The following is a 25642-nucleotide window of genomic DNA, read 5'->3' on the forward strand; positions in this document are numbered from 1 at the left end:
ATTGTTACCGCTGATGCAATGGATCTATGCATTACATAGCTTTTTCCGGCGGCGCTAACGCTCTAAGATGGCCGACATCGTTAGGTAACTAACTAAATAGGTGGAGTCACCATCATGTCTAACCAGGTTGATGTCGCCGTGATGATCGGCAGTGGTGTACCCGCTGGCTTGCGTGCCATGGGGCAGAAGGTCTGCTGGGTAGTACTGGTCAATGGTGAGCAGCGCGGTACGGCATTTTCCAGCCGCCCGGAGGCTGAAGAGTGTCAGGCAGCCTGGCTCGCGCAGCTGAACGCCGACCATTGCGCAATGCAGGTTCGGGCTCAGCGTGCTTGATATGGGCTCGGATGGCGCTAGTTGAAGGTGATCGGGATTTAAGCGTTGAGGGCGCCAGCGTCCACCGCAAGTTTTAGCTCTTGTGCAGAGCTTTTGGCTGCAGTTTCAGCTTGCTCGGCGGTCTTGAACCAGCGGTCTTTTTCGACCTGATGGTAGGTGACCGTTTTCAGCGGTGGCTTGGCCCGCATCACAATCACTGCCTGAAACTCACCGTCGACTTCTTTGGACTCGCCGCGGATAAAAAATTCGCCAATATCAAATTCCGTCACGTGTCACTTTCCCTTCGAGGTAATGAAGCCCAGACAACCCGGCGTCATGGGCCAGGTCGATTTTTTTGCAAGTATGGCAGTTGTTGCCTCTGAGCGGCGCAGTTAACTGAACCGGGCGACGAAAGCCCTGTTGAACAGGGCCCAAACGAAGTAAAAAAATCATCGAATACCTGACACAGAAGTGGATGTGTATACCCAACTTCAGGCCTGAGCCGTTAGAATGGCGCCCCGACGGTATTTTTTAGCCGGTTTTCACTGATGCAGGCCCGGCTTGACGCCCATCCATCTGCGGCGCTCGTTAGTCTTGTTGTTTTATGTCACTCCTGACTCTGGGTTGTATCCGGTTTTCTTATCAAGTGGGCTGAGGCCTTTTTTCTGCTGCCTGTCATTTGTTCTGGTAGCTCCACTTTTAGTTTCGAGGGTTTTTCGTTGGCAGTCAGCAATTTGGAAATGCATGCGTTGTTTGTTCTGGGTGATTTGCGGGCACGGTTGGTCAAACTGTTCCAGTCCCGTTTCGTGTACGTCACCGAGCAAACCGCAGAAGGTATTTACATCGCTGAAATCGATACTGAATCAGCGCTGGTGGTAGACGACAAACCGGGCCTTGGGCTCAAGGTCGGCGATCACTTTCGCGCAGCAGTCTTGCCCAGCCGAGAAGGTGGCAAGTTCGAAATAAAATTTCGTGACATCAAGATGACTGTCTACGGGATTGGTGAATACGCCTATGTCAGCTCGCCTCTGGGTGAAGGCATCGTGTTCAAGGAAGGCCAGACCGTGATGTTGATCTTCGCGGCCAAGGAACAGCTCACCGAAGGTTTGAGCAAAACCTTGAAAGCCGTGACCGCCAAAGCCGCCAAGTGGCCCAAGGGCGAGTTGACCTTCAAGGCCAGTAAAGAGTGACCCATTATTTGTAGCCGCTGCGCTCCTCAGTGACAGGGATACTTCAAGCGTGGGAGCGAGCCTGCTCGCTCCCACAAGGGGCTTGACCCGCAACAGAGTATCTACAACGCCGCAGGCCCTCCCTCAAACAGCCTAGCCCCTATGGACGATGTTCCGGGTGGCAGGCCGTTTGATTATCGTGATCACTTCTAACAAGTGTGCGAGGGACCGCGGGCATGGGCGCAATCGTCTTTTTATCTGCTGTGTGTGGCTGCTGATGACTGGCCCACTCAAGCTCTCGCCCATGCAGCGGTTTGTAAGCAACTGCGCCGAGCTATTAATGGCGCAGCGTAAAGCCTTGCTCGGCTTTTTTCTGTTGGTGACCCTGGCTCTGGGCTACAGCGCCACCCAGGTACGGCTGGACCCCGGATTCAACAAACAGATCCCCGTGCGCCATGCCTACATGGTCAATTTTCTGGATTTCAGCCGGATCTTTACCGGCGCCAATCGCCTGCTGGTGAGCGTGCACTGGAAAGGCCAGGGCGATATCTACAACCCCGAATTCCTGCAGACCCTGCAACAGGTCACGGACGATGTGTTCTTTATTTCCGGGGTCAGCCGCCCCAGCGTGACCTCGCTGTTCACCCCCAACGTGCGCTATATCGAAATCACCGAAGACGGCTACGTCGGTGATCTGGTCGTGCCGCCGCAATACGCCGCAACCGCTGAAGACTTGCAGCAAGTACGCAGCAATGCCGCACGCTCGGGGCAGGTCGGCCGCTTGCTGGCCAATGATCTGAAATCGGCAATGGTGCGCGCCGACCTGCAGGACATTGATCCCAAGACCGGGCAGCCGGTGAGTTATGTGCAAATCGCCCAGCGCCTGGAAGATATCCGCGCCAAATACAGCAGCGCCGATATCGAAATCAACATTGTCGGCTTTGCCAAACTGGTAGGCGATGTGGTCGAGGGACTGAATACGGTAATGGGCTTTTTCGCCATTGCGTTCCTGATCACCGGGGCGTTGCTATGGGTGTATTCACGTTCGTTGCGCCTGACCCTGGTGGCGCTGTTTGTCGCCTTGCTGCCGGTGATCTGGTTGCTCGGTTTGCTGCCATTGCTGGGCCTGGGAATCGATCCGATGTCGATTCTGGTGCCGTTCCTGATTTTCTCGATTGGTGTATCCCACGCGGTGCAAATGACCAATGCCTGGAAGCAGGAAGTACTGGCGGGCAGTGACTCGGTGACAGCGGCGAAGGCGGCATTCAGCAAGATTTTTATCCCCGGTGCCCTGGCATTGCTGATGAACGCCCTGGGCTTCGGGGTCATCATGCTGATCGATATTCCCATCGTTCACGAACTGGGCGTCACGGCCTGCATCGGTGTGATGCTGATGATCATCACCAACAAAATCATGTTGCCGCTGATCATCGCTCATCTGCGCCTTGAGCCGCGCTTGATGAGGGCTCAGGCGCAGTTGTTGAACCAGCGCCACCCGCTGTGGTGGCGTCTGTCGGCGTTGGCCACGCCGGGGCCGGCACTTTGGGTGTTCGCCATCAGCCTGGTGCTGCTGGCGGTGGGTGCGATCAAGGCCCGTGAGCTGGCCACTGGCGATATCGGCTCGGGTGCGCCGGAACTGCGCGCCGATTCGCGCTACAACCAGGACAACCAGAAAATCATCAGCCATTACTCCATCGGCCTCGACGTGCTGTCGGTGTTTCTGACTATTCGTGATCGCAGCGAAGCCTGTCTGGACCCGGCCGTTATGCGGGCGGTGGAAACCTTCGATTTCAAGATGCGCGAAGTCCCCGGCGTGCAGTCGGTGCAAAGCGTGGCGGGCATGAGCAAGCAAGTGATTGCGGGTAACAACGAAGGTAACCCGCGCTGGGCGGCAATTCCAGGTTCAGCCCAGGGCTTGCAGCAGGGCGCCTATGCCTATTCGCCGGACTCGGGGCTGGTGACTGACGGCTGCCAGCAGATGCAAGTTCTGGTGTTTTTGACCGATCACGAAGGCACCACCGTGGCCCACGTGCTGGACGAAGCCAAACGCGTGATCGCCGGGATTCAGGTGCCGGGCGTGGAGTTCAAATTAGCCGGCGGCAATATCGGCGTCATGGCCGCGTCCAACGAAGCGGTCAAGCACGCCGAAGTAGTGATGCTCGCGGCGCTGTTCATCTCCGTGGCGCTGTTTTGCCTGCTGACCTTTCGCTCTCTGCGTGCAGTGCTGTGCATTCTGGTGCCGCTGGCGATCGTTGCCGTGCTGTGCAATGCGCTGATGGCATTGCTGGGCATCGGCCTCAAAGTGGCGACCCTGCCGGTGATGGCGCTGGGCGTGGGGGTAGGGGTGGACTACGGGATCTACCTGTACGAGCGCATCGAGCATGAAATGGCCGAGGGGCAAGACCTTCGTGAAGCCTTCTACCGCGCCATGTGCCAGCGCGGCACGGCGGCGGTGTTTACCGCGCTCACCATGTCACTGGGGGTGTGCACCTGGGTATTTGCGCCGCTCAAGTTCCAGGCCGATATGGGCCTGCTGCTGGCCTTCATGTTTATGGTCAACGTACTGGGCGCGATCTTCCTGCTCCCGGCGCTGGCCGCCTGGTTCAACTTCAGCAATCAACCCCATGCACAAAAATCTGTAGCCGCTGCCGCAGGCTGTGATCGGACGCGCAGCGTTCGTGAAGTTTGAATCTAATAACAACAAGGAGAACTCCATGCGACGTATCACTCATATGGGCGGCTGGCTGTCAGTCGCCCTCGTTTTGCACGGTTACAGCGGGCTGACTTTGGCCCAGGCCCCCGCCGATCAGATCGCCCGACTGGGCAAGGATTTGACCTGCGTCGGTGCCCAGAAGGAAGGCAATGCCGAAGGCACCATCCCGGCATTTGGCGGCCAATGGCTGGGTGCCGCGCCGGGGATGAAGTTCGAGGGCACGGGCAAGCATCCAATCGACCCCTATCCCAACGAAAAGCCGCTGTTTGTGATTACCGCGCAAAACCTGAGCCAGTACGGCGCGCACCTGTCCGAAGGGCAGAAAGCCTTGTTCAAGCTGTACCCACAGACCTTTCGCATGCCCATATACCCGTCGCACCGCGACTTCCGTTTCTCTGACACGGTGTGCAAGGCCACCCTGGAAAACGCTTCGGTGGCCAAGCTGGTCGACGACGGTGAAGGCGTAGTCGCACGCACCGGCGGGGTTGCCTTCCCGATTCCGCAAAACGGTATTGAACTGCTGAAAAATGCATCGCTGTTTACCGTGCGCGCCTGGACCGAGGAATACACTTCGGACAACGCCTATGTGCTCAAGGACGGAAATATCAACTGGGGGCGGGTGCACTCGCGCAACATGGCACCGGGGCTGGAACCGGGCAAAATTGGCGAGACTGTCGGCAACTCCTCGTTCTATCTCAACGAAACCCTGCTGCCCCAGCGCGACAAGGGCGAAATCAACACCGGCACCGAGTACTGGAACGACAAGACCGAGCCGCGCCAGAGCTGGCGCTACGACCCCGGCACACGCCGCGTTCGCCAGTCACCGGGTTACGGTTTTGATATGGCATTTCCAGGCTCGGGAGGCTCGATCACCGTCGACGAAGTGCGGATATTCAACGGCTCGGCCCAGCGCTATAACTGGAATATCGTCGGTAAAAAAGAGCTGTATATCCCCTATAACACTGCGCGGCTGCACGCCAGTGATCTGAAGTACGCCAGCATGTTGACCCCCGGTCATATCAGCCCGGACAACATGCGTTACGAATTGCACCGCGTGTGGGTACTCGAGGGTGTGCTCAAGCCCGGCAACCGCCATCTGTACGGCAAACGCACGATGTATATCGACGAAGACAGTTGGTTCCCGATCATGGGCGACAACTATGACAACCGTGGCGAGCTGTGGCGCACCTCGATGGTCAATTACTTCTACGCCCCGGAAACCCAGACCTGGCAGGCCGGTGTTGGCCTGTATCACGATCTGAACGCAGGCAGCTACCTGGCCTTCAACCTGATCAACGAACAACGTAACGGCTATGTGCTGAACAAAGGCGGTTTTGCTGCGGGTGACTTTGGTCCCGAAGCGGCACGCCGGGCCGGCAAGTAAACCTGTAACGCCCTGACTCCGCTTGGCGCTCTGCCACAGGCCCTGACCTGTGCGCAGAGCGCTGGGCGGAGCAAAAACAAGAATAAAAAGGAGCATGGCATGTTTAAGCAGTACACACGTTTTGTGGGCACCGGTTTGCTGTCGGGGCTCAGTACCCTGGCGCTGGCTGCTCCAACCATCGAGCTGGGCGAAGACACCACACTCGACTCATCACTGACCGTGAACTACACGGCTTCGATGCGAACCGAAAAGCCTGATCATGAATACCTCAACAACATCAACTACGACGATGCCACGCGCAACTTCAAGCGCGGCTCATTGATCAACAACCGGGTTAGCGTGTTTGGCGAGTTGATGCTCAAGCACGACAACCTCGGCGCGGTGGTGCGCGGCAGTCATTTCTATGACGAGGTCTACCACCAGCGCAACGACAACGACTCGCCAGACACGGTTAACAAAACCGGACGCTACAACGACTTCAGCCAGGACACGCGCAAACTCAGCGGGAGCAAGGCGCGGTTGCTGGATGCCTACGTGTATGGCGACTTCACCGTCAATGACGACCAGTACCTGTCGCTCAAGGCCGGTCGGCATCTGGTGGCGTGGGGCGAGAGCCTGTTCTGGCCCAACATCAGCCAGGGCCAGGCACCGGTAGACGCGACCAAGTTCAACGTGCCGGGAACCGAAGCCAAGGATGCTTATCTGCCGGTTGGGCAGCTATCGGGCTCCTGGTCGGTCAACGAAGATCTGGCCTTGCTCGGGTTCTACCAATACAAGTGGGAAGAGACCCAGCTAAACCCGGTGGGTGACTACTTTGGCAGCGACACCTTTGGCCCCGGAGCCGAGTTCTTTCGTCTGGCTCCGGGTGTGGTCAACAACCTGCCGGACTCGGCAGCTGTCGGTTATGGCGGCTCGGTCAAACCCGGCAACAGCGGTGAGTGGGGCCTTGGCACCCGCTACCGGCTGACGCAAAACACCGAGATTGGCCTGTTCCATTACCGCTACCACGACCGCGTGCCGTCGCTGTTTTTCGACTTTACCGGGCAGACCCACTATTCCTCGCTGAGCAAAGTGGGGGGCAACGGCAATGGCCCAAGCTACCAACTGGGCTACTTCGACAACATCAAGCTCACCGGCGTGAGTTTCACCACCAAGGCGGGTGATTCGGTGCAGTTTGCCGGTGACCTGAGCTATCGCGACGGCGCGGCGGTCTACCTGAGCAACGGCGCTCCGGCCCGTGGCCAGGTGTGGCAAGGCAACCTGAACGCGGTGTATATGATCGGGCCGACGTTTATGGCGCAACAGACCACGTTGATGACCGAAGTGGTGCACCAGCGAATTCAGGGTGTGGACGATCTGACCATTACCGGTGGCGGCGCGGGCACGGACGGCACCTTCAACAAATACGTGTATGACGGCCAGACCCGGGGCTCCAGCCTGTTGGGGATCGGTGCGTACTTCGATCACCCTAACGTGTTTAACGGCTGGGACTTGACCACCAAGGCCACCTGGACCCAGAACATCGATGGCAGCGCCTATTCCGGGCTGGGCCGTGCTGAAAAACGCCTGACACTGGGCGGCGATTTCAAATACCTGGGCAACTTTCAGTTGGGCCTGACCTACGTGGCGTATTTGAGTTCGGCAGATATTGCCCAGGGGCGGACCATGGCGGATCGGGACTATCTGTCGTTTAACGGCAAGTACACGTTCTGACCCGGATGTAGACCGGGCTGCCTAGTCGGACGCAGCCTCGCGCTGCTCGACAGCGGCTGTAGCCGCTGTCGAGCAGCGCGAGGCTGCGATTGGTCAGGCAGTTCTAACGCGCTTCGCGCGGCATCCCCAGTGCCCGTTCGGCAATGATGTTGCGCTGGATCTCATTGCTGCCGCCGTAAATAGTGTCTGCCCGGGTAAACAGGAACAGCGCCTGCAACCGCGTCAGCTCATAGGGCGCGCCTGCCAGCAATTCAGCTTCAGGCCCAAGCACATCCATCGCCAGCTTGCCCAACTCGACATGCCAGGTCGACCAGGCCAGCTTGTAGATCGTCGCTTCAGGGCGCAGGCTGCCATCCTGAACGCCGGACAACATGCGCAACGAGTTATAGCGCAACACCCGCAAGCCGCTCCATGCCTGGGCGATGCGTTGGCGCAGGACTGGGTCTTGCGCCGCGCCGTTGGTCTTGGCGATTCGCACCACTTCGTCCAGTTCATTCTGAAACTGCATTTGCTGGCCCAGGGTCGACACCCCACGCTCAAACCCGAGCAACGCCATGGCGATTTTCCAGCCGTCGCCGGGTTGGCCGATCAGGTTGTCTGCCGAAGCGCGTGCCTGATCAAAAAACACCTCGTTGAACTCACTGGTGCCGGTCAATTGCCGGATCGGTTGTACCCGGATACCCGGCTGGTCCATCTCGACCAGCAGAAACGACAGGCCACGATGGCCGACACTGCCCGGCTCGGTCCGTGCCAGCACAAAGCACCAGTCCGACTCATGGGCCAGCGAGGTCCAGACCTTTTGCCCGCTGATTAACCAGTGTCCGCTGGGGTCATCCAGGTTGGCCCGAGTCTTGATATTAGCCAGGTCCGAGCCGGCCCCCGGCTCGGAGTAGCCTTGGCACCAGAAGTGTTGCCCGGCCAGTATGGGTGGCAAAAAACGCAGTTGCTGCTCGCGGGTGCCGAAAGCGGCAATCGTCGGCCCGACCAGCCCTTCGCCAATATGTCCCATGCGTCCTGGACCTCCCGCCCGGGCATACTCCTCAAAGAAAATCACTTGCTGGTTGATACTCAGGCCACGACCACCATGCTCGGCAGCCCAGCCAGCACCGATCCAACGGCCTTGAGCCAGTTGCTGCTCCCAGAGCTTACGCAGCTCTGGAGAAAAGTCTTCATCCCCTGGACCACCACGAAAGCGCAGAGCGGCAAACTCGCCCGTCAGGTGCTGGTGCATCCACTGGGCTACCTGCTGGCGAAACTGCTCGTCTGCCGCGCTAAAGTCGATATTCATGTGCGCTCTCCGAAAATCTGTCTGGCCAATTGTTCGCGATGAAACGCCGGGGTGCCGAGCATCTGCTCACTGGCCCGTGCCCGCTTGAAGTACAGATGCGGGTCGTATTCCCAGGTGAAACCCACGCCGCCATGCAGCTGGATGGACTCTGCCGCGCACTGAAAAAAACCTTCGCTGGCGAAAATTTTTGCCGTGGCGCCAGCTTCACCCAGTTGTTGCCGGGCACTCGGATCACCGTCGATATTCAGGCACTCGTCGGCGATGCAGGCTGCGTAGTAACTGGCTGAGCGGGCGCATTCGATTGCCAGCATCAGGTCGGCACAGCGATGCTTGATTGCCTGAAAGCTGGCAATGCGACGGCCAAACTGCTCGCGCTGGCTGATGTAGCTCAAGGTGATGTCCAGCGACTGCTGAGCGCCACCGGTCTGTTCAGCCGCCAGGCCGATACAGGCGATATGCAGCACATCGCGCAGCATTGGCCAGCCCTGTCCGGGCTCGCTGAGCAACTGTTCGTCGTAGACGACCACGTCGGTCAAGGTGAGGGTGGCCAGGCGGCGAGTCTGGTCCAGTGTGGGTTGCCAATGGCGCTGGATCCCGGGTGTGTCGGCAGATATCGCAAACAAACGGATACCGGCTTCACCGACGCTCCCCGGGGTACGGGTGGCAATGATCAACAGATCGCAGTCGGCGCCGTCAATTACATAGCGATACTCGCCGTTGAGGCGATACCCACCTGAGTGGCTTTGCGCATACACCTGCACGCCGCTGTCGTCCCAGCGCGGCGCGCTGGTGAAAGCCAGGCTGGCGCGAATTTCCCCAGCGGCGATCAACGGCAGCCAGCGCTCCTTGAGTGGTTCATTGCGGCTAAGCAGCAGGGCAGGGGTGGCCAGGCTGCACGTGGCAAAAAATGGGCTTGGCAGCAGACGTCGGCCCAATTGTTCCTGTAACAGGCAGACCTCGACAAAGCCTAGCCCGAGCCCGCCATACACTTCGGGGATCGCCAGTGCTGGCCAATACAACTCCTGAGCCATTCGCGTCCATGTCTCGGCGTCGTACCCGCGCTCGCTGGCCATTGCCGTGCGCACGGCGCTGGAGCTGGCAACCTGGGTCAAAAAACGCTCGGCAGACGTTTGAATCATTCGCTGCTCGTCAGTCAGGGCAAGCTCCATGTAGGCCTCATCGTAGTCATACGGATCGAGGCACCAGCATGAAAGCGTGCAGCGCGGGTGCAATCCCTGAGCTGGACTAGTCCATATGAATACTTCGCGTCAGACTTCGGAGTCCCAGACGACGGTGATATTGCCCTTTGTACTTGCCTTGCGCGGACAACATTTCTTCAACATGCTGTTTTTTGATTTCGAAGTGCAAGGTGGACGGCTTGTTTTCAACCTAATGCGTGGACTTGAATAACTGCTCTGTCGTAACACCCAACTGTTTACGAGAAACTGCCGAGCCATTTTAGCCTGTTTTCGGCAAGGTGCCTGGACTGGTGTTTTCCAGAAGAAGCCATAACTGTTGGGTGAGTAAAACCCAACGCCGCTGTATACACAGTTCAAAGGAGGGGTGACCCCAGTTGCTCCCCATCAGCCAAGGCCGAGCACTATTTTTTGAGGTGGTCAGTGTTATGTTCACTTTAATACCGCGACTTAGGTCTGTTTGTATCTTTGCTGTTTAGGCTGCCCGGATTTTACGTGGCAGTTCAGATGCCATGGTATTTGGCGGTTTTCTGTTAACGTACCGGAGCTAGAGCATCAAATATGATCTGCACACTGCCGTAATACTCACCCGCCTTGAATCCGTCTTGAGGCTTGATCGCCTCGATTCGCAATGGGACTCTGGAACCGTTTCTTGCTTCGCTTTCGGGCACGATTACGGTGTTGATCGGTGTGAGCGGGTGGTTGTTTAAAATCACGCTAAGTTCGATCTCATCGCGCCCATTGGACAACGCTGGCTCATGACCCAAGCGTGCGGCGATGCCGCCGCTGGCGTTGCGCACATCGAATGATGCGCGCAAGGGGTGAAGAAACTCGCGGCCCAGATCCCAGTTCATTCGCTGCTCGCGTTCCAGAAATCCCGGATCCACGGGCAATACATAGAAATCCAGAGTCGGGATGCTGACACTGACTTCAAACGTGTGTTCTTCGCGTGCTGCAAATCCTGCCTGCATCCAGAGTGCCAAGCTTGCCGCGACAGCCAGGTATGAGATTTTGCAGGCAGGACGGTGCATTAGCCTTTAACCTCAATGATTTTTTGTTTATCGGCTTCGATCAGCATAAAGCGATAATGGCGACCGGGCTCTTTAATGAAACTGAATGTACGACCCGGCAAAATATGGTTTTTGGTGACAGGCTTGCAGTCTTGTAAATCCTTGCCCGAGCAATCCTTGAATTCATCGACCACGACCACGGTGTTGCCTTTGTTGTTGAGCGAGTACTTGCCTTTGCTGTCTTCGATACGCGTATCAATGTGGGTTGCCTTGGGGCGCACAAAAAATACCGTGCCATAGCCCGCCAATATATTGACCCCGGCAGACAGGGTCTTTTTGTAGTTGTCGGTTTGGTCCTGGTTCAAGGCAAATTCATCTTCTTTTTCAGGCACTACCGGGACAAAACGTACGCGAAAATAGCGCTCTTTATCGCGGTTGCCCATAAACAACAAACGTGAACCCTGGGTGCCTTTTGCGGGCACAATCAAGCGCGCCGGGCTGGCCATCAAACCGTCACGCACACTGCCTGCCTGGGTTTTTAGTGGCACTTCTTCACTTGAACCGTCTGCCTTGTAAACAATCTCCATGATCTTGATCCGCACAAATGCAGTGCTGGTGCCGCCATTGAATACACGCTTCAGATAGGTGCTTTTATCGCCGTCCATATAGTCATAGACGGTGCCGACATTAATGTTGGGGCCAGCAAGGGCACTGAGTGAAACCAGCCAAAGACCAATAATTGAATAGATGTGTTTCATTGTTTAATCTCACTGTGAATATAGGTGCAGTAAATAATGTGTATAGATTTGCTTTCTGGCTTTTTCACCCGGCTATTTGCGGGTTGTTCTTCATGTCTGCCAACGTATCGGGATGGCAACGTAAATCGCCGATTTGCAAAACGTCTTTCTCTTTTGTGGTGTTCTTGGCGTCAATCCGGAACTGGCACAGCAACTGGTCATCCTTGCGCACTTCCAGGGTTGGTGTGCGGGCATTCATTTCCATCGAGAAGAACCCGTCCACTTCGCTAATGCCCCGGCTGGCGTGGTTGATGATGTGATGGCCCTTGAGTGGGTCGCCTTTGGGGTCGAGCAAACGGCCGAGTACGGTTACGGTTTGCACCACACTGATGGTGCGATAGTCCACGCCGCCCTTGTTCAGGTGGTAGCGGCTGCGAGCGGGTTGAATGGTGGCAGCCGGGACGTCAGTCCCTTCAAAGTCGAAACTTACCGCGCTGTTTTTATACGCTGTGAGCGGGATAAAGTTGCGCCCCGGTCGCAGTATTGTGCTGCTGCCACTCAAGTCATCGGCGCGCAAGGTGATGCCGTCGACATCGGATTGCACATCGACAATCATGCCCGCGCCGCGACCACTGTATTCACTGGCCATCACCGCTTTACCGCCCCCGACTGCGACAGTGCTGTCCAGGTTCAGGCCACCGGTGAACTTGCCGTTATACGAGGAGCGTTGCACAAAGCCGTCGCCATTGAGCGTGTTGGTCTGGACGCTCGCGCGGCCGGACAAGCCGACACCGTAAGTGTCGGTGGTTGCCGTGGCCGAGACGCTTTGCAGCAGGTGATGTTTCAAGGTTTTGTTATAGGTCAGCGAGCCGTTGTTGTCGCGTCCACCGTCGCGGGAGCTGCGTGAACCGAGGCTGGCGGACCATTTTTCGCCCGGACCGCCAAGTGCCAGGCTGACAGATAAGTCGACCCCGCGGTTACGGTTGGCACCACTGCTCGAGCTGGCAGGTCGATCAAAGACCGATAGCCGCCAGTTGCCATCACTGCCGAACAAATGGGTCGTTTGCGCCCAACCCAAGTCAATACCATGGCCCTTGGTATAGCCATCCGCGTAAGAAAGACGGGCATTCAGGCTGTTTTTGGGGCTGAGACGGTGGTTCATCGAGATCGACGAATTGCTGTTCTGGCCAACATAAGCAGTGCGTTTGCGCAGGCGCGTACCATCCGCCAGGGTTTCGTAGGTGTTACGTGTGTCGAGCCAGCTACGGTTGTGATTGAACACCAGGCTGCCGGTGCCGTAGCTGTAAAGCGCGTTCACATCGACACCGGTGCCGTAGTTTTGGGTTTGATAGACGTTGGCGTACACGCTGGCGTTGTTGGCCAGCGTCCAGTCGACGGAGGTTCCCACTTGCATATTGCCTTTGACCTGACGCCCGGACAGGCCCAGCACCACGCGTGGATGCAGCAGGTAGTTGAGCGAGGCTCCGCCAGTCATGTCCCCCTTGGACTGATCTTCGAAGTTGCTCAAGAGTTTAGTCTCACGCCCGGCAAACAGGTTGTAGCGCCAGCGCTGATCGTGGTTGCGCCAGTTATTGGGCTTGTACACCAGTTCCGAAGTGGTACTGGTGGTCTTGCCGTCTTCGACAAGGCGCACTTCCACTTCATAAATACCGCCTGGCAGGGAGCGGGTATCGATGTTTTGCAGGCCAGCCTGTACGGGTTGCGTGTTGATCAGCAGGCCATTGCGGTAAATCTCTACCGCACCTTCACGGTTTGCCGTGATGTGGATGGGGTAAATGCTGGGTTTGGCCATGTCGATGGCCAGGCTGTCAGAGCTGCCGTACATCACGCCCAACGCGGTATCGGGGCTGGCGCCGAAGGTGCGAACCTGGCGGGTCAGGCCTTCGGAGCTGGGGGTGAAATAACCGAGGCGAAAAAAGCTGCCCTCGAACTCACGTTGGGTATAGGCCTCATGCACTGCATGATAAAACTTGGTGTCGTCCGGGCCACCAATACGTGACAGTTGCAGATTTATCCCTTGGGTCCAATTACCCAAGCTGCTGCTGGCTTCCAGGCCGAAGCGACCGTTGAGGTTTTCTTCCTGGCCGCCGTTGATATTCAGTTGATTGCGCACAATCAGGCCACGGCTGCCGTCTTCTGGCAGGTCGTAGTACATGCTCTGCTGGTTTTCACGCTCGGCGTTTTCAGTCAGCAGCGAGACCAGAGAGTTTTCAAGGTTGTAGTGAACTGCCAGCAATTGTTCGGGGCAGTTGGCAGAGCAGTTGCCCAGTTTGACGCCCTGTTTAAGGTAGTCAGACCATGTATCACGTTCGGCGACCGGGAGGGTGCTGCCGTCGTGGTTGGTAAAGTCAATAAGTGTTAATCGATCGTCACGGGAAAGTACGATCATTGCTTCGCCCAATAGTTGCCCATCGCGCTCGACTTGCACTGCCAATGGAACATCGAAAAAGTGTTCTTCAAAGTCCGCAGGCAAGCCTTTGGCCTGAGCCAATAAACTACGGGGCGTGGTGCCATTGGTTTCAGAGGCTGCAACTGCAGTTGTACCAATCAGAAGGGCAAGCGCCGCCGCGATGGGAGTCATCGGGAACATAATCGAAATACTCGATAGCAGGCAGTAAAGGTAGTAAGAAGCGTTCGGCCAGCCTGAACTGACCGAACGCGATACCTGTTGCGTTACATCAATTACAGGCCTGGATCAGAGGGTTGGCACGTTGTCGAATACAACGGTGTATGCGGCGCTGAAGTCGCCCGACACGCCATTGCCAGGCGCTGCAGGAGTGATTACCAGATCAGCCGAGGTGCCTGCAGTGGCTATAGTGCCGCTGGCGAGTACTTGCTGCGGAGCAGCAGTCAGTGTTGTACCGTTGAAGGTGGTGGTCAGTGCAATGTTGTTGGCGGCAGTACCATTGGACAGCGCGACTGGACCGCCATCGATATAGGCCTTGATCGAACCGGCGGTGTTCTTGATGTTGTATGACTGGCGCAGGGTAGACAACAGACCTGTTTGCAGGTTGTAGTTCATCACTTCGGCCCTGCCGAAGTCAGGGTTTACCGGCAAGACGTGGAACACTTCGGTTGGAATAGAAGCCGTGATGTTGATAGCGGTGGTGGCATCATTTGCAGCCCATGCACTTGAAGAACCGATAGCCAGGGTGACGAGGGAAGTTGCGATTGCTTTCTTGAACATGATTATTACCTGTTTATATGTGTTGAGGACGTGGTATTCCAGTCCTTCAGTGCTGAGCCGGAACTTTATAGTGGCCGGTTGTCGATGCGTTGAATGCTTGGCCGTCTGCAAGATTGTCTTGGTTATCTTGTGAAGTAGGTGGGCTGTCAAAGCGAGGAGAAGTATTGCTTGATCGCATTATGAATAACATAGCAAAGTCCTACTTGTTTTGTGGTTTTATGCCTTCAGTTTTGAAGGGGATTTCCTACGTCATGTAGCGCTGTGTTTTCTACTGCGAGGACTGATTATCACGTGATTGGCTGTTTCTACTTTAAAGGTCAAGCTGGAGGGGTACTTTTTCTATTTTTATGTAAGCCATATTTTCAGGTGTTGTGTGAGATGTATCTCTGCTCGCTGTGTGAGCTGTGCGTTATTTTGGGTGATAAGTTATGTCCATATTTGGTTTGTAAGTTGTATCTTTCCTATTTTGGCTCTTATCTGTTTCAGTAGTTGTACAACGGTGTTTTAGTCACAATTTGAGTTATGGTTTAAGTTCTATTTTTCGCTTTGGGATGTCAGAAAAATGAACGAGCATTATTCTCAAGCTACAGACGCAGATAAACCCACTATTGTGGTCAGGAACTCGGCCCGTGAGCGTGCTGCACGTAACCCCCGGATTTTTGCATCAGGTGATTTGAAATTGTTATTGCTGGAGTTGATTGGCGAACATCCTCGTCATGGCTATGACCTGATCCAGCAAATTGAAGGGTTGTTCGACGGCGCCTACAGCCCCAGCCCCGGGGTGATATACCCGGCCTTGGCCTTTCTTGAGGCCGGGAAACTGGTAGAAGTTGCTATTGAGGGTGATAAAAAAAATTACAGCATTACCGGGACGGGACGTTTATATCTCGGCCAACAGGCGGTCGCCCTTAATGGTGTGCATATGCGTATTGAAGTCAGCCGACGTTCGTTGTTGGGCCAGGAACGGCCGGCAGAGATTCATGAGGCGATGCACAACCTGCGTCACGCGCTGCAATTGCACCAGAGGTATTGGAGCCCGGTAGAGATCCAGCGCGTACATGATCTGCTCAACAACACTGCCAGAGCCATTGTGGATGGGGATGGATAACCAAGACTGGATACCCTGTAGCAGTTGACTCGCGAAGCGAGGCTACGTCCGGCTGCGTAGCAGTCGTAAAACCATTCAGTTTGGGTGTTTCAGATACATCGCGCTGACCGGGTTTGCGACTGCTGCGCAGCCGGACGTAGCCTCGTTCTACTCGTCAACTGCTACAGGGGGGTGCAGCTCCTGCAAGCTTTAGTCTCAACGGACGATGAGCCACCCCCGGCGCGTTCCCATACTGCTCCCATGCCTTTGCCAACCCGGGAGCACATGTGAACAGCGCAACTCATACCGCATTTCACACCAGTATCGACGCAGGCGTCGCTGAACTGGTGATCGACAGGCCGCCAGTCAATGCCCTCAACAGCCAGGAGTGGCTGGACCTGGCGCACACCCTCGAAGCGCTTGGCCTGGACCCTGAGGTGCGAGTGATCGTGATCCGGGCCGAAGGCCGCGGCTTTTGTGCAGGTGTCGATATCAAGGAACTGGACGCTCACCCGGAACTGATCGTCAAGGTCAACGCGGGCAACTACGCCACTTTCAAGGCTGTGCATCGCAACCCGGTGCCGGTCATCGTCGCAGTCCATGGCTTTGTGCTGGGTGGCGGGATTGGCATTACCGGTGCCGCCGATATTGTCGTGGCTTCCGACTGCGCCACCTTTGCCCTGCCGGAAGTCGACCGTGGCGCCATGGGCGGCGGTGCGCATTTGCAGCGTTTGTTTCCGGTGCAAAAAGTCCGCTATCTGTTCTTTACCGGCGACAAGATTGGCGCAGTTGAAGCGCAGCAGTACGGCTTTATCGAGCGCGTGGTGCCCCGTGAGCAACTGCGCGAAACCGCGCTGCAAATCGCTCACAAGATCGCAGCGAAAAGCCCGGCCATGATCCGCATCGCCAAAGAAGCGTTGAACGGCATCGAAGACGGCAACCTTGAAGACAAATACCGCTGGGAACAGGGCTTTACCCTGCAGGCCTATACCAGTGCGGACTCCGCCGAAACTCGCCGCGCGTTCGTTGAAAAACGCGACGCCAGGTTCTGAGGAGCCGACCATGGAACTGACTTACTCGCCCAAGCAAAAGGCCTTCCGTCAGGAGGTCCGGCAATGGCTGGCGGCGAACCTGCCGCCTGAGCCGCTGGCCAGCTACGATACCCGCGAAGGCTTTGAACAGCATCGCCAGTGGGAAGCCAAGTTGTTCGAAAGTCGCCTGTCGATGGTGATGTGGCCTACCGAGTTGGGTGGACGCGGCTGCGATCTGATTGAGTGGCTGATTTTCGAAGAAGAATATTACGGTGCTGGCGCGCCGATGCGGGTCAACCAGAACGGCCAGTTATTGCTCGGCCCGACCCTGATGGAGTTTGGCACCGAGGCACAGAAAAAACGCTTTCTGCCACGCATGGCGGCCAGCGCCGACATGTGGGCCCAAGGCTGGTCCGAACCCAACGCTGGTTCCGACATGGCCGCGATCACCAGCAAGGCCACCCGCGATGGCGACGGCTACCTGCTCAACGGCCAGAAAACCTGGTCGACCCGAGCCATCTTTGCCGATTGGTTGTTTGGCCTGTTTCGCAGCGATCCAGCTTCAAGCCGTCACCACGGATTGTCGTTTGTGATGGTGCCGCTCAACGCGCCGGGGGTCACAGTGCGCCCGATCAAGGCCTTGAACGGCAAGGATGCGTTCGCCGAAGTGTTCTTCGATGACGTGCGCATTCCCCTGGAAAATCGCATCGGCGATGAAGGGCAGGGCTGGCATGTGGCAATGGCCACCGCCGGTTTTGAGCGTGGTTTGCTACTGCGCTCCCCGGCGCGCTTTCAGTACACGGCGCGCAAGTTGGTGGAGTTGTACCAGGCCAACCGCGCCAGTGCCGACCGTGACTCGAGCTTGGGCGACGCGGTGTGCAAGGCTTGGATGGATGCGCAAGCCTACGCCTTGTCCGCCTATCACACCGTGGGCCGCCTGAGCCGTGGAGCGCAGATTGGCGCCGAGTCGAGCACCAACAAAATCATCTGGTCGGAACTCGATTTGCGCATGCACGAAACCGCCATGCGCATCCTGGGTGCCAGTGGCGAGTTGACCGGTAAATCGGCAGACGGCCACGACTGGCTGGAAGGTTTTCTGTTTGCTCAGGCCGGGCCCATCTACGCCGGTACTAACGAGATCCAGCGCAATATCATTGCCGAGCGCATGCTCGGTCTGCCGAAGTGAGGCCGGGGATGGACTTTACCTTTACCGATGACCAGCAAACTTTTCGCGAAGCCATCAGCCGCTTTTTGATGACCGAAGCCGCGCCGGAAATGCTTCGTGAAATCTGGGAAACCGACGTCGGCCGCTCTCCGGATTTGCGTAACAAGATTGCCGAGCAAGGCCTTACCGCGTTGTCGATTCCTGAGGCCTTTGGTGGCCTGGGCATGGACGATGTGGCCTGGGCCTTGATGACCCAGGAGCTAGGTTACTACGCCATTCCCGATTCGCTGGCCGACACCGCCTATGTTGCCAGCGCCCTGATCGCCGGCTTGCCCCACAGCGTTGCCCAGCGCGGCGAATGGCTGGAGCGCATTGCCGACGGCAGCTTGCGGGTCGCCATCGGCCACCCGGTCAATCCGCTGGTGGCTGACGCCGGTCATGCCGACCTGTTGCTGTTGGCCCACGGCGATGAAGTCCATGCAGTACCGCGTAGCCAGGTGGATGTGCAAGGGCACGGCAGCCTGGATGCCTCGCGCCGTCTGGCGCAGGTCAGCTGGCAACCGAGTGCTGCGACCCTGGTGGCGCAGGGCGAGCAGGGCCGCGAGCTGTGGGCGCAGACCCTCAACCGTGGCGCACTGTCGGTAGCTGGGCAACTGCTCGGGCTGGCTCAGCGCATGCTCGATCTGTCGGTGGACTACGCCGCCCAGCGCAAGCAGTTCGGCAAGCCGATCGGCAGTTTTCAGGCGGTCAAGCATCACCTGGCTGACGTCGCCACTCAGCTGGAATTCGCCAAACCGGTGCTGTACCGCGCCGCTTATGCCTTGGCGCACAACGAACCGAATGCCGGGGTGTGGGTGTCCCAAGCGCGTCTGGCCAGTTGCGAAGCCAGCTGGCTGGCGGCTCGCCACGGCATTCAGGTGCATGGCGCGATGGGTTACACCTGGGAAGTCGATCTGCAAATGTTTATGAAACGCGCCTGGGCACTGGACAACGCCTGGGGCGACCGTGCGCTGCACAAGACCCGTGTGGCCGAGTATGTATTGAGTGGCGCGGCGCCTTTGGGCCCCGGCTACACGTTTGAGGATTGACTGATGCCCGAAGCCTATATTGTGGACGCGTTGCGCAGCCCTACCGGCAAGCGCAAGGGTGGTCTGGCCCATGTCCATGCGATTGATCTGGGCGCCCATGTGCTCAAGGCGTTGGTAGAGCGTAACCAGATCCCGGCCGACGAATACGACGACGTGATCTTTGGCTGCGTTGATACCATCGGCTCTCAGGCAGGGGATATCGCCCGCACCAGCTGGCTGGCCGCCGGTTTGCCGCTCAACGTTCCCGGCACCACCATTGACCGCCAGTGCGGCTCATCGCAGCAGGCGCTGCACTTTGCCGCGCAAGCGGTGATGAGTGGTACCCAGGATGTGATCGCCGTCGGCGGTGTTCAGACCATGACCCAGATCCCGATTTCCTCGGCGATGCTGGCCGGCCAACCGCTGGGGTTCAGCGATCCGTTCTCGGGCAGCAAAGGCTGGAAAGCGCGTTTTGGCGACCAGCCAGTGAACCAGTTCTATGCCGCTCAGCGTATCGCCGATCACTGGAATATCAGCCGCCAGCAGATGGAAGCGTACGCTCTGGAAAGCCATCGCCGGGCACTGGATGCCATGGCCAGCCGCCGCTTCGTTAATGAAATTGTGCCCTGTGAAGGGGTGTGGGATGACGAAACTCCGCGCCATACCAGCCTGGCAAAAATGGCCGAGCTGGAACCGGTGTCCGCTGAATTCCCTTCGATCACTGCCGCCGTTTCCAGTCAGACCTGCGATGCCTCGGCCGCGATGTTGGTGGTTTCTGCTGCGGCACTCAAACGCTACAACCTGACGCCACGGGCGCGGATTCATCACCTCTCGGTAATGGGCGACGACCCGATCTGGCATCTCACCGCACCGATAGCCGCGACCCGGGCCGCACTGAAAAAAGCCGGCATGAGCATACGGGATATCGACCTGGTCGAGATCAACGAAGCCTTCGCCTCGGTAGTCATGGCCTGGGCCAAGGAGCTGGATTATGACCCGGCCAGGACCAATGCCAACGGCGGCGCCATTGCCCTTGGCCATCCACTGGGTGCCAGCGGGGCACGATTGATGACCAGCCTGCTTAACCAGCTTGAGCAAAGCGGTGGCCGCTATGGCTTGCAGACCATGTGCGAAGGCGGTGGGCAAGCCAACGTGACGATTATTGAGCGCCTCTAGGAGCATTGACATGGCAATTTGTGCAGCACGTACCGTGATTATTACGGGCGCAGGCGGTGGTCTGGGTCGGGCCTATGCGTTGGCTTTCGCCGGGCAGGGCGCCAATGTGGTGGTCAACGATATCCGCCGCGAAGCCGCTGAAGAAGTGGTGGCTGAAATTCGCGAGGCGGGCGGGCAGGCTATCGCCAACGCCGATGACATCACCACTATCGCCACCGCGCAAAACATCGTCGATGCGGCCCTGGCGGCATTTGGCGAAGTGCATGTGTTGGTCAACAACGCCGGGATCCTGCGCGACCGGATGTTTATCAGCCTTGGCGAAGATGACTGGGATGCCGTGATGCGCGTGCACCTGAAGGGGCATTTTTGTCTGGCCAATATCCTGGGCAAACGCTGGCGCGATCTGGCCAAGGCCGGTCAGCCGGTGGCTGCGCGAATCATCAACACCAGTTCCGGTGCAGGCTTGCAGGGCTCGGTGGGGCAGTCCAACTACAGCGCCGCCAAAGGCGGAATTGCCGCGTTGACCCTGGTGCAGGCGGCAGAGCTGGCGCGTTACGGCGTGACCGCCAATGCCTTGGCTCCGGCGGCGCGTACCTCGATGACCGAAAGCGCGATGCCGGACGTGGTGAAAAAGCCAGAAGACGGAGGCTTCGATGCCTGGGCCCCGGAAAACGTCGCACCGCTGGTGGTGTGGCTGGGCAGTACTTTGTCGGGACATGTGAGCGGGCAAATCATCGAAAGCCAGGGCGGGCGACTGTCCCTTGGCGATGGTTGGCGCACCGGCGTGACCCGCGACAAGGGCGCGCAATGGCAGCCCGAAGAAGTGGGTGTGGCCATGGCCCAGATTCTCGCCGAAGCCCCTGCACCGCAAAGGGTGTGGGGTAGCTGAAAGCACAGGGATACTTCAAGTGTGGGAGCGAGCCTGCTCGCGAAGTCATTCGCGAGCAGGCTCGCTCCCACAAGGGGCTTGACCCGGAACAGAGTATCTACAAGAAGCGGACTTAGCCGTTTGTTATACAGAGAGAATTCAACCATGAGACAAGCGCCCCCTTACGTACCCGGCCACCAGCTCCTGGCCGGCAAGTCGATTTTGATCACCGCCGCGGCTGGCGCAGGTATCGGTTATGCCGCGGCCAAACGCTGCGCCGAAGAAGGCTGCCGTGCCTTGATGATTTCCGATATCCACCCGCGTCGCCTCGAAGAGGCAGTCGAACGCCTCAAGGCTGAAACCGGGTTGCAGGCGGTATACGGGCAACTGTGCAATGTCACCGTCGAAGCCGATGTACAAGCCCTGGTCGCGGCGGCTGAAGAAGCCTTGGGCGGGGTCGATGTGCTGATCAATAACGCAGGCCTCGGCGGTCAGGTACGCCTTACCGAAATGACCGATCAACAGTGGTCCTCGGTGTTGGATATCACTCTCACCGGCACTATGCGCATGACCCGCGCCATGCTTCCACACATGGAGCGCCGTGGTGCCGGCGCCATCGTCAACAACGCCTCGGTACTGGGCTGGCGGGCGCAGAAAGAGCAGGCCCATTATGCCGCCGCCAAGGCCGGGGTCATGGCCCTGACCCGCTGCAGTGCGCTGGAAGCGGCCGAAAGCGGGGTACGAATCAACGCCGTGGCACCGTCCATTGCCTTGCACGAGTTCCTGAAAAAAGCCTCCAGCAGCGAACTGCTGGAACAACTCACCAGCCGCGAAGCCTTTGGCCGCGCCGCTGAGGTCTGGGAAGTGGCTAACGTCATGGTGTTCCTGGCCAGCGACTACGCCTCATACATGGTCGGCGAAGTGCTGCCTGTCAGCTCGCAACAAGCCTGAGGACCACCCCATGAGTACGTTATTCAGCAGCGCCGAGCAGTTGCTCGCAGCGCAGGGGCAAGACCTTGGCCGCACCGACTGGCTGGTGCTGACCCAGGAGCGGATCAACCTGTTTGCCGAGGCCACGGGCGATCACCAGTGGATTCATGTCGACCCGGAACGTGCGGCCAAGGGGCCGTTCGGTGCCTGTATTGCCCACGGCTACCTGACCCTGTCCCTGGCCAATCTGTTTATGCCGCAACTGATGCAGTTCGAAAATCTGGCCATGGGCGTCAACTACGGCAGTGACCGGTTGCGTTTCCCGGCAGCGGTCAAGGTCGGTTCGCGGGTGCGTGGGCATGGCCAGGTCGTGCAGGTCGAGGCACTCGGCCAGGCCTTGCAGGTAGTGGTGCGGATCAGCGTCGAAATCGAGGGCAGCGAGCGCCCCGGCTGTGTGGTGGACACCATCAGCCGCTACACCTTCAACCCTCTTGAGAAGTGAGCCTGAGCATGAATTTGAATGACGTTGTAATCGTCTCCACCGCCCGAACCGCCCTGACCAAATCCTTCCGTGGCTCGTTCAACGACACCGAAGCCCCGGTGCTGGGCGGCCATGTGGTACGTGCCGTGGTGGAGCGCGCGGGTATCGAGCCGGGTTCGGTGGAAGACGTGATCATGGGGGCAGCTGCGCAGCAGGGCACTCAGGGTTACAACATCGGGCGGTTGTGCGCCAACACCGGCGGTTTGCCCAACACCGTGCCGGGCATGGCGATTGATCGCATGTGTGCCTCGGGCCTGATGAGTATTGGCGTGGCGGCGAAAGGCATCATGACCGGGGAAATGTCGATTGCCGTGGCGGGTGGTGTCGAGTCGTTGTCGCTGACCCAGAACAAGTACAAAAACACTTACCGGGCACAATCCGAGGCGGTGCTTGAATGCATGCCGACGGCCTACATCCCGATGCTCGAAACCGCTGAAATCGTCGCTCGCCGCTACTCTATTAGCCGCGAAGTGCAGGACCAGTATTCCCTGCAAAGCCAGCAACGTACCGCCGCCGCCCAGGCCGCGGGTCTGTTCGCGGATGAAATCGTACCGCTGGCTGCGCGCAAGCTGTGCTTCGACAAGGAAGGCAAACCCAGTGGCTATCAGGATGTAATCGCGGACCGCGACGAGTGTAATCGCCCGTCCACCACCCTTGAGGATTTGGCGGCACTCAAACCCGTGTGGAAAGATGGCAAATGGGTGCAGCAGGGTGAGTTCATCACCGCGGGCAACGCTTCACAATTTTCCGATGGCGCCTCTGCCGTGTTGCTGATGAGCCGTGCCGAAGCCAAACAGCGCGGGATCGAAGCGTTGGGCGTGTATCGCGGGATTGCCGTGAGCGGTTGTGCGCCGGAAGAAATGGGCATTGGCCCGGTGTTCGCGATTCCCAAGCTGCTCAAGCGGTTTGGCCTGACCGTATCTGACATTGACCTGTGGGAGATCAACGAAGCATTCGCCTGCCAGGTGGTGTACTGCCGCGACTTCCTGCAGATACCCAACGACCGCCTGAACGTCAACGGCGGGGCGATTTCCATTGGTCATCCGTTTGGTATGTCGGGTGCGCGGATGGTGGGCCACAGCCTGCTCGAAGGCCGCCGCCGTGGCGCCCGCTTTGTTGTGGTTGCCATGTGCATCGGCGGCGGCATGGGCGCGGCGGGGTTGTTTGAGCTGAACTGACAGTTTTTGATACTGGTGGGAGCCGGGCAAAACCCGTAGCAGCTGCCGAAGGAACGAGGCTGCGTTCGGCGGCGAAGCCGTCGCAGAATCAGGCACTGCGGTCTGCCAGAAAAACCTTGCTCTCAGGGTTTACGACGGCTTCGCCGCCGAACGCAGCCTCGTTCCTGCGGCAGCGGCTACACGTTTGGATGCGCCACCGCGGACGCCATCTGCGGTATCGGCTTGCGCATCAGCGTCCCCACCACCAAAGCCCCGATCAGCCCCAGCACCCCCGCGACCCACAACACCAGGCTGAACCCGGTCACAAAGGCCCGGGTTGCCAGTGGCTCAATCTGGGCTTGTGCCGCCAGCGGCAATTGGCTCAAGGCTCCCTGCATATCCCCGGCCACCACCCGCGAAGCAATAAAGTGACTCTGCTCCAGCCATTGCCCGGCATCCTGCTGAAGGCTGGTCTGCAGGTTTTGCTCCGTGTGGCTGCCGAGCAAGGCGCCAAACACCCCAATCGCCAACACAATGGCGCTGAAGCGCATGGTGGTGCTCATGCCGGAGGCCATGCCCACACGGTCGCGGGGAACGCAGGCCATGATGTTTTTCTGGGTATCGCCATTGAGCAAGCCGGCCCCGGCACCTGTCACCGCCGTGGTCAGGGCAAAACTCAGGTAACCGCCATGGTCTACCGCCCAAGCGCTGAGCAAGTTGCCGCAACCGACCAAGGTCAAACCGGCAGCCATCATACTGGCCGGGCTGAAGCGCGACGCCAGGCGAGCGCCGATACGTGGGCAAATCAACATGGTCAAGGCAAACGGCAACATACCCAGGCCTGACGTGACTGCACTGAACCCCAAGCCGTTTTGCAAATAAAACGGCAGCAAGGTCATCATCACCTGAGCACAGCCCGCATAGGCAAACATGCCCAGCAGAGCGCCGATAAAACGCGGGTGGCGGAACAGTTGCAGGTCAATCATTGGGCGGCGCTGCATGGCTTCGATCATTACAAACAGGCCCAGCAGCAGCACCCCGGCACATATTCGGGCATAGGTCAGCGGGTGGTTCCAGCCAATGCGGTTGGCTTCGATCAAGCCCCAGATCAGGCACAGCAAGCTGGCGCTGAAGGCCAGGCTGCCCCAAGGGTCGAGCCGGGCCGATTGCGGGTCGCGAGACTCGGCAATGGCATGCCTGACCAGCAGCATCAGCAGCAAGCCAACCGGCAAGTTGAGATAGAAAATCCAGCGCCAGCCCAGGTACTCGGTGATCAGCCCGCCGAGGGTCGGTGCCGCCGTCATGGCCACGCCCATACACGCCCCCCAAAAGGCCCAGGCTTTGGCTCGTTCGACTTCGTCGTGGAAGGCATGCCCGATTGAGGCCAGCGCCGAGGTCAGTAGCAAGGCTGCTCCCACGCCTTTTACGGCGCGGGCGATTTCCAGTAACAGGCTGTTGGGTGCCGCGCCACAGCCGAGGGACGCGAGGATGAAAATGCTCAAGCCCCACAGCAGGGTACGCTTGCGCCCGAAGCGGTCGGCAATGCTCCCGGCAGGCAGCAACAAGGCGGCAAACGCCAGCATATAAGCGCTGACCACCCATTCGATATCGACAAAGCTGGCCCCCAGATCCCGGGCGATGCTCGGCAGGGTGACCGCGACAATATTGGTGTCGAGCACGATCAGCGAACAGACCCCGCTGGCGGTCAGCAGGGTCAGGCGTGGGCTTACAGTCTTCATGGACGCAACTCCCCGGCAAGCTCAGGCATTACTTTGCAGGCAATTAATTTTACGGGCATGCTCGGTTCCTCCAGTGTGGCGATGGCCACAGTGTAGGGCTGGGCGTTGGCTGGTTTGTTAGCTGACAGCCTGAACTTCATTACCTTTGAGC

22 protein-coding genes are annotated in these 25642 nt (G+C 58.4%); 14 read left to right on the forward strand and 8 right to left on the reverse strand.

Annotated elements, in window-relative coordinates; translation table 11 throughout:
• The first annotated feature begins 114 nt into the window (after positions 1-114).
• Positions 115-333, forward strand: coding sequence for a hypothetical protein (locus N7D90_RS09260; protein ID WP_261741875.1), 219 nt, complete (start codon positions 115-117; stop codon positions 331-333).
• Between the two features lie 38 nt (positions 334-371).
• Here the strand turns inward: N7D90_RS09260 and N7D90_RS09265 are convergent, their stop codons facing one another.
• A complete protein-coding gene (locus tag N7D90_RS09265; RefSeq protein ID WP_261741876.1) occupies positions 372-602 on the reverse strand; it encodes a hypothetical protein in 231 nt (76 codons plus the stop codon).
• Positions 603-1031: 429 nt separating this feature from the next.
• On the opposite strand from N7D90_RS09265, the gene N7D90_RS09270 reads away from it, so the two are divergent.
• The 4 genes from N7D90_RS09270 to N7D90_RS09285 all read left to right on the forward strand — a co-directional run bounded on the left by N7D90_RS09270 (position 1032) and on the right by N7D90_RS09285 (position 7291).
• Positions 1032-1502 carry a hypothetical protein gene (locus tag N7D90_RS09270; RefSeq protein ID WP_261741877.1) on the forward strand — a complete coding sequence of 157 codons (471 nt, stop codon included), beginning with the start codon at positions 1032-1034 and terminating at the stop codon, positions 1500-1502.
• 283 nt (positions 1503-1785) lie between these two features.
• Positions 1786-4170: an efflux RND transporter permease subunit gene (locus N7D90_RS09275; protein ID WP_261742410.1), complete on the forward strand. Its 2385-nt coding sequence runs from the start codon at positions 1786-1788 to the stop codon at positions 4168-4170.
• Between the two features lie 25 nt (positions 4171-4195).
• Entirely contained in the window at positions 4196-5578 is a 1383-nt protein-coding gene (locus N7D90_RS09280) for a DUF1329 domain-containing protein (protein ID WP_261741878.1), read from the forward strand.
• Between the two features lie 99 nt (positions 5579-5677).
• Positions 5678-7291 (forward strand): DUF1302 domain-containing protein, encoded by a 1614-nt coding sequence (locus N7D90_RS09285; RefSeq protein ID WP_261741879.1) that lies wholly within the window; start codon positions 5678-5680, stop codon positions 7289-7291.
• Between the two features lie 103 nt (positions 7292-7394).
• Here N7D90_RS09285 and N7D90_RS09290 read toward each other — a convergent pair whose 3' ends face one another.
• The 6 genes from N7D90_RS09290 to N7D90_RS09315 form a co-directional block, all read right to left on the reverse strand.
• A complete protein-coding gene (locus N7D90_RS09290; RefSeq protein ID WP_261741880.1) occupies positions 7395-8579 on the reverse strand; it encodes an acyl-CoA dehydrogenase family protein in 1185 nt (394 codons plus the stop codon).
• On the reverse strand, positions 8576-9748 hold the full coding sequence (locus tag N7D90_RS09295; protein WP_261741881.1) for an acyl-CoA dehydrogenase family protein: 1173 nt from the start codon (positions 9746-9748) through the stop codon (positions 8576-8578). Before N7D90_RS09295 ends, N7D90_RS09290 begins: the two co-directional genes overlap by 4 nt.
• Before the next feature lie 560 nt (positions 9749-10308).
• A complete protein-coding gene (locus tag N7D90_RS09300; protein ID WP_261741882.1) occupies positions 10309-10806 on the reverse strand; it encodes a fimbrial protein in 498 nt (165 codons plus the stop codon).
• On the reverse strand, positions 10806-11543 hold the full coding sequence (locus tag N7D90_RS09305; RefSeq protein WP_261741883.1) for a molecular chaperone: 738 nt from the start codon (positions 11541-11543) through the stop codon (positions 10806-10808). The genes N7D90_RS09300 and N7D90_RS09305 overlap by 1 nt, the downstream gene beginning before the upstream one ends.
• Before the next feature lie 64 nt (positions 11544-11607).
• Positions 11608-14133: a TcfC E-set like domain-containing protein gene (locus N7D90_RS09310; RefSeq protein WP_261741884.1), complete on the reverse strand. Its 2526-nt coding sequence runs from the start codon at positions 14131-14133 to the stop codon at positions 11608-11610.
• Between the two features lie 105 nt (positions 14134-14238).
• On the reverse strand, positions 14239-14730 hold the full coding sequence (locus N7D90_RS09315; RefSeq protein ID WP_261741885.1) for a CS1 type fimbrial major subunit: 492 nt from the start codon (positions 14728-14730) through the stop codon (positions 14239-14241).
• Positions 14731-15292: 562 nt separating this feature from the next.
• Between N7D90_RS09315 and N7D90_RS09320 the strand changes: the two genes are divergently transcribed.
• The 9 genes from N7D90_RS09320 to N7D90_RS09360 all read left to right on the forward strand — a co-directional run bounded on the left by N7D90_RS09320 (position 15293) and on the right by N7D90_RS09360 (position 23773).
• On the forward strand, positions 15293-15838 hold the full coding sequence (locus tag N7D90_RS09320; protein ID WP_261741886.1) for a PadR family transcriptional regulator: 546 nt from the start codon (positions 15293-15295) through the stop codon (positions 15836-15838).
• Between the two features lie 266 nt (positions 15839-16104).
• On the forward strand, positions 16105-16869 hold the full coding sequence (locus tag N7D90_RS09325) for an enoyl-CoA hydratase family protein (RefSeq protein WP_261741887.1): 765 nt from the start codon (positions 16105-16107) through the stop codon (positions 16867-16869).
• Between the two features lie 10 nt (positions 16870-16879).
• Positions 16880-18034, forward strand: coding sequence for an acyl-CoA dehydrogenase family protein (locus N7D90_RS09330; RefSeq protein ID WP_261741888.1), 1155 nt, complete (start codon positions 16880-16882; stop codon positions 18032-18034).
• A gap of 8 nt (positions 18035-18042) precedes the next feature.
• A complete protein-coding gene (locus N7D90_RS09335) occupies positions 18043-19101 on the forward strand; it encodes an acyl-CoA dehydrogenase family protein (RefSeq protein WP_261741889.1) in 1059 nt (352 codons plus the stop codon).
• Positions 19102-19104: 3 nt separating this feature from the next.
• Positions 19105-20256, forward strand: a complete 1152-nt coding sequence (locus tag N7D90_RS09340) for an acetyl-CoA C-acetyltransferase (protein WP_261741890.1) — start codon at positions 19105-19107, stop codon at positions 20254-20256.
• 10 nt (positions 20257-20266) lie between these two features.
• Positions 20267-21145: an SDR family oxidoreductase gene (locus N7D90_RS09345; RefSeq protein WP_261741891.1), complete on the forward strand. Its 879-nt coding sequence runs from the start codon at positions 20267-20269 to the stop codon at positions 21143-21145.
• 144 nt (positions 21146-21289) lie between these two features.
• Positions 21290-22075, forward strand: coding sequence for an SDR family oxidoreductase (locus N7D90_RS09350; RefSeq protein ID WP_261741892.1), 786 nt, complete (start codon positions 21290-21292; stop codon positions 22073-22075).
• A gap of 10 nt (positions 22076-22085) precedes the next feature.
• Positions 22086-22556 (forward strand): MaoC family dehydratase, encoded by a 471-nt coding sequence (locus N7D90_RS09355; protein WP_261741893.1) that lies wholly within the window; start codon positions 22086-22088, stop codon positions 22554-22556.
• A gap of 8 nt (positions 22557-22564) precedes the next feature.
• Positions 22565-23773, forward strand: coding sequence for an acetyl-CoA C-acyltransferase (locus tag N7D90_RS09360; protein WP_261741894.1), 1209 nt, complete (start codon positions 22565-22567; stop codon positions 23771-23773).
• 176 nt (positions 23774-23949) lie between these two features.
• Here N7D90_RS09360 and N7D90_RS09365 read toward each other — a convergent pair whose 3' ends face one another.
• Entirely contained in the window at positions 23950-25491 is a 1542-nt protein-coding gene (locus N7D90_RS09365) for an MFS transporter (protein WP_261741895.1), read from the reverse strand.
• Positions 25492-25642 lie beyond the last annotated feature (151 nt).

The organism is Pseudomonas fragi (assembly GCF_025426255.1).
Taxonomy (GTDB): Bacteria; Pseudomonadota; Gammaproteobacteria; order Pseudomonadales; family Pseudomonadaceae; genus Aquipseudomonas; species Aquipseudomonas kulmbachensis.